Raw genomic sequence first — 2861 nt, forward strand, 5'->3', positions numbered from 1 at the left:
GCGCTCACCGCCTACGTGCCGCACAACTTTCCGCACGACAAGCTGGAGCCGGGCCTCAACGAAAACGCCTTCTACGACCCCAGCAACTTCACCTACCCCGCGGGCACCTACATCTGCGAGGTGGAGGTGGACCCCCGCACCGGCGAGACGCGGGTGGACCGCTTCACCGCCTGCGACGATTTCGGCAACGTCATCAACCCGATGATCGTGGAAGGCCAGGTGCACGGCGGCCTGGCCCAGGGCATCGGCCAGGCGCTGCTGGAGCACGGCGTGTACGACGACGACAGCGGCCAGCTGCTGTCGGGCAGCTACATGGACTACGCCATGCCGCGCGCCGACAACTTCCCGCACTTCCAGGTCGAGACGGTGCAGGGCACGCCTTGCACGCACAACCCCTTGGGCGTCAAGGGTTGCGGCGAAGCCGGCGCCATCGGCTCGCCACCTGCGATCATCAATGCCATCTGCAACGCCATCGGCGTGCGCGACATGCCGATGCCGGCCACGTCGTTCACGGTGTGGAAGGCGCTGAACGCCTGAACAGGAAGCACAGCACATGCAAGCCTTCGAGTACTCCAAGCCCGCATCGGTGGCCGATGCGATCCGTGCCGCCGGCGGCGGCGATGCCAAGCTGCTGGCCGGCGGCCAGTCGCTGCTGGCGTCGATGAAGCTGGGCCTGGCCGCGCCGTCGGCGCTGGTCGACCTGAGCGGCATCGGCGAGCTGAGCGGCATCACCGTCTCGGGCGGCCAGGTGACCATCGGCGCGATGACCACCCATGCCGCCGTGGCCGCTTCGGCCGAGGTGCGGCAAGCCATTCCGGCGCTGGCCAAGCTGGCTGGTTTGATCGGCGACCGCCAGGTGCGCAACCGCGGCACCATCGGCGGCAGCCTGGCCAACAACGACCCGGCCGCCTGCTACCCGGCCGCCGTGCTGGGCCTGGGGGCCACCGTGCGCACCAACCAGCGCAGCATCGCGGCCGACGACTTCTTCAAGGGCCTGTACGAGACCGCGCTGGCCGAAGGTGAGGTGATCACCGCCGTCAGCTTCCCGGTGCCGCAGCAGGCTGGCTGGGAAAAGATGCGCAACCCGGCGTCGCGCTTCTCGCTGGTGGGCGTGTTCGTCAGCCGCGGACCGGCCGGCACGCGCGTGGCCGTCACCGGCGCCGGGCCGTGCGTGTTCCGCGTCAAGGCGCTGGAAGATGCGCTGTCGGCCAGCTGGTCGGCCGCCGCCTGCGAAGGTGTGAAGGTGAGCGCCGATGGCCTGAACACCGACCTGCACGGCTCGGCCGCCTACCGCGCGGCGCTCATCCCGGTGCTGGCCGGGCGCGCCGTCGCGGGGGCTTGAGCGGCCCTGCGCCGCGCACCCGCCTGCAACGCCGCACCCTGTTGCGGCGTTCCGCTTTTCACAGGGGCTTCGTCTTTTGTCTTCCAACGCCGTTCTGCCCGCCAGCATCGATGACACGCTGAACCTGCTGCTGCAGCACGACTACGTGGCCGAGCGCACGCTGGCCACCACCGTGTTCCTGTCGCTCAAGCTGCAGCGCCCCTTGTTCCTGGAAGGGGAGCCGGGCACCGGCAAGACCGAGATCGCCAAGACCCTGGCCCGCATGCTGGGCCGGCCCTTGATCCGCCTGCAGTGCTACGAGGGCCTGGACCTGGCCGCCGCCGCGTATGAATGGAACTACCCGCGGCAGATGATGGAGATCCGCCTGGCCGAAACCTCGGGCGCCAACCGCGAGGCCCTGGGCCGCGACCTCTTCAGCGAGCGCTTTTTGATCCGCCGCGCGCTGCTGCAGGCCATCTCGCACGACCAGCCGCTGCCGCCGGTGCTGCTGATCGACGAGCTGGACCGGGCGGACGAACCCTTCGAGGCCTTTTTGCTGGAGGTGCTGTCCGACTTCCAGATCACGATTCCTGAGCTGGGCGTGGTGAAGGCGCCCGAGCCGCCCATCGTGGTGCTCACCAGCAACCGCACGCGCGAGATCCATGACGCGGTCAAGCGCCGCTGCCTGTACCACTGGGTCGACTTTCCCGATGCGGCGCGCGAGGCGCAGATCCTGGCGCAGCGCGTGCCCGGCGCGCCCGAGCGCCTGGCCGCCGAGATCGTGGCCTTCGTGCAGCGGCTGCGCGCGGTGGAGCTGTACAAGCTGCCCGGCATCGCCGAGACCATCGAATGGACCCGCGCGCTGATGGCGCTGGACGCGGTGGTGCTGGACCCGCAGACGGTGAACACCACGCTGGGCGTGCTGCTCAAGTACCAGGACGACATTGCCAAGGTCCAGGGCGGCGAAGTGGCGCGGTTGCTGCAGCAGATGCGCGACGGCGCGCAAGCCACCTGAGACGACAGCCCCGCCCCGCATGCACCGCCTGGCCGAGAACGTGATGCACTTCGGGCGCGTGCTGCGCCAGGCCGGCGTGCCCGTGGGCACCGACCGCATCCAGCTGGCGCTGCAGGCCTTGCAGGTGGCGGGCCTCGAATCGCGTGCCGACTTTCGCGCCGCGCTGGCGGCCTGCCTGCTGGACCGGCATGAACACCGCGCCATGTTCGACCAGGCCTTCGACCTGTACTGGCGCGACCCCGACCTGGCCGGCCGCATGATGCAGATGCTGCTGCCGCAGGTGCGCGCCAACGACGCGGGCGCACCACCGCCCCCGCCCGAGAACCGCCGCCTGGGCGAAGCCTTCTCGGCCGGTGCGCCACCGCGCCCACTCCAGCCCGAGCCGCCCGACGAGGTGCAGGTCGAAGCCACGCTCACCTTCAGCGAACGTGAGCTGCTGCAGCGCGCCGACTTCGACACCATGAGCCCCGACGAATGGCTGCAGGCCAAGCGCGCGCTGCGCCGCATGAAGCCGCTGTTCGAGCC

The 2861-nt window shown here is 70.0% G+C and carries 3 protein-coding genes and 1 pseudogene; all 4 read left to right on the forward strand.

The window, feature by feature from the left end; all coding sequences use genetic code 11:
• A partial coding sequence (locus tag ABNT58_RS02145) for a molybdopterin cofactor-binding domain-containing protein (protein WP_348751869.1) occupies nucleotides 1-537 on the forward strand: 537 nt, incomplete at its 5' end.
• A gap of 16 nt (nucleotides 538-553) precedes the next feature.
• On the forward strand, nucleotides 554-1342 hold the full coding sequence (locus tag ABNT58_RS02150) for a xanthine dehydrogenase family protein subunit M (protein ID WP_348751870.1): 789 nt from the start codon (nucleotides 554-556) through the stop codon (nucleotides 1340-1342).
• A gap of 76 nt (nucleotides 1343-1418) precedes the next feature.
• Nucleotides 1419-2336 (forward strand): MoxR family ATPase, encoded by a 918-nt coding sequence (locus ABNT58_RS02155; protein WP_348751871.1) that lies wholly within the window; start codon nucleotides 1419-1421, stop codon nucleotides 2334-2336.
• 19 nt (nucleotides 2337-2355) lie between these two features.
• Nucleotides 2356-2861 (forward strand): annotated as a pseudogene (locus ABNT58_RS02160) (hypothetical protein); the annotation flags it as partial.

This window comes from uncultured Aquincola sp., assembly GCF_964001545.1.
GTDB lineage: Bacteria > Pseudomonadota > Gammaproteobacteria > Burkholderiales > Burkholderiaceae_C > Aquincola.

Excerpts from the sequence above, each read along its gene's own strand:
- ABNT58_RS02150 (WP_348751870.1), top strand. The coding sequence starts at position 554 with ATGCAAGCCTTCGAGTACTCCAAGCCCGCATCGGTGGCCGATGCGATC.